General features: G+C 48.0%; 1 protein-coding gene. It reads right to left on the bottom strand.

Going from position 1 to position 1,922, the window contains the following annotated elements; translation table 11 throughout:
* Window positions 1-79 precede the first annotated feature (79 nt).
* Window positions 80-1,486: a group II intron reverse transcriptase/maturase gene (gene ltrA, locus BV214_RS16265; protein ID WP_086478556.1), complete on the bottom strand. Its 1,407-nt coding sequence runs from the start codon at window positions 1,484-1,486 to the stop codon at window positions 80-82.
* Window positions 1,487-1,922: the final 436 nt, after the last annotated feature.

The raw sequence follows: 1,922 nt of genomic DNA on the forward strand, positions 1-1,922 counted from the left end.
ATCGAGTAGGAAGGTAGCCATTATTTGGCTACCTGTCCTCTCACACCACCGTACGTACCGTTCGGTATACGGCGGTTCCTTAAGTTTTGACACGAACCTTTCTGTAGTAGTCCGATAGAAAGACATATCCCGCTTGACGTAACCTGTCGTTGGTTAGGGTGGTCGCAAGAATATAGCTCTTGGCAATGTGCCAATACCCTTTTCTTGTGTTCGCCCATTCCCAAGCCTTGGATTTCTTTACCCCAAGTTTAATCAGGTTGGTTAGTCGGGTCCTGACGCGTTTCCACTGTTTCCAGATAACCATTCTGAGCCGTCTTCTGTACCATTCATCCACCTTTTGTAGGAGCCTTATAATGTCTGCCAGTTTGAAGTAGTTCACCCATCCAGTAATGTATTGGCGGAGTTCCTCCTTTCTACGTTCATTTCCCCAACCATTGCTGCGGGAGGTAAGCTCCTTAATTTGGGCTTCCATCTTTGCAACGCTTTTGGGGTGAATACGTAGGCGGCATTTCCCTTTCATTCTATAGAAAGAGTAGCCTAGGAATTTAACCCTTCTGTGGTAGGCGACTTGGCTTTTCTTCTTATTGACTTTGAGCCGTAGCTTTTCCTCTATGAAAAGAACAAGGTTACCCATTACCCGTTCTGCTCCTCGTTGGCTTTTACAGAAAACCATCGCATCGTCGGCGTAGCGAACGAACGGATGACCTCTTTTCTCTAGCTCCTTGTCCAGTTCGTTCAGCATAATGTTACTCAATAGTGGACTCAATGGTCCGCCTTGCGGTACGCCGAGGTGACTGGATTCGTAGTTTCTACCAATTTGGATACCTGCGTTCAGGTATTTATGTATTAAAGAGATTACCCTACCATCGTGTATACTGCGTGAGAGTATTTCGATTAACTGGCTGTGGTTTACGGTATCGAAGAACTTTTCCAAGTCCAGATCGACGACGTAACTGTACCCTTCGGTGATGTAGTCCCTACTTTTTCGCAGGGCTTGGTGGGCATTACGGTTTGGTCGGAAGCCATAGCTATTTGGAGAGAACTGGGCTTCGTAAAGGGGCGAGAGTGCTTGACTTATGGCCTGTTGAATCATTCTATCGATGACTGTGGGGATTCCCAACAGTCGTTTACTTCCGTCGTCCTTCGGGATTTCTACCCGTCGCACGGGGTTCGGGCGGTATTTGCCCCGTAATATAGACTCTATGAGTTCCTCCTTGTGGCTAAGAAGATAATCCTTGAGGGAATCAACTTCCATGCTATCCACTCCTGCAGCTCCTTTATTCCGTGTTACTTGTTCGTAAGCGGTGTTCAGGTTGGCTGGCGATACGATGAGCTCTAGTAGTCCATGTTCAACTTTACTGTCCGTGGGGTTATTTTCAGTTATCCACATGAAAGTCTGCCCTCCCACATGCGCTTCGGATGCCGTCCTAACTTCCTGTGTGGAGGTCTCTGAATAACCAGAGATTTTCTGCGTTCTTCCTATCATGAGGTAACATTCATTTACTTCCCACTCCTTAAGGTTTGACCCTTCGAACCCTTGTGAGACCTCGTTGGTACGCAACGCTCGTTGCCGGTTCTACTATGGTCGCTGCTGACTTCTCATGACAAGCTTTACTCCGCGTTTCCAATGAGATGTCCACACGTCCATGAGACCTCCCGTGGTAAGGCGATCCGCTTTCACTCCATGTCCCCGCCATATTTACAGTCCGATGTCCGTGTAATCTTTGGACTTTGACTTGTGTTGCAGTCTCATCCCATCGGTTATGCCTAATATGGTTCGTGTTCCTCGGGGCAGAGTTTTGCCGCCGGCTTCCTTCAGATTCCACCTCACGGTGGACACCCTTGCCATTAGCTAATGGTTGGCGATTACAAACCCCCATAGTGGACTTTCACCACCTAGCGAATTACCATGCACGGCACAC

The sequence above is a fragment of the Arenibacter amylolyticus genome, from assembly GCF_002150785.1.
GTDB lineage: Bacteria > Bacteroidota > Bacteroidia > Flavobacteriales > Flavobacteriaceae > Arenibacter > Arenibacter amylolyticus.

Excerpts from the sequence above, each read along its gene's own strand:
- ltrA (WP_086478556.1), bottom strand. The coding sequence starts at position 1,486 with ATGATAGGAAGAACGCAGAAAATCTCTGGTTATTCAGAGACCTCCACA.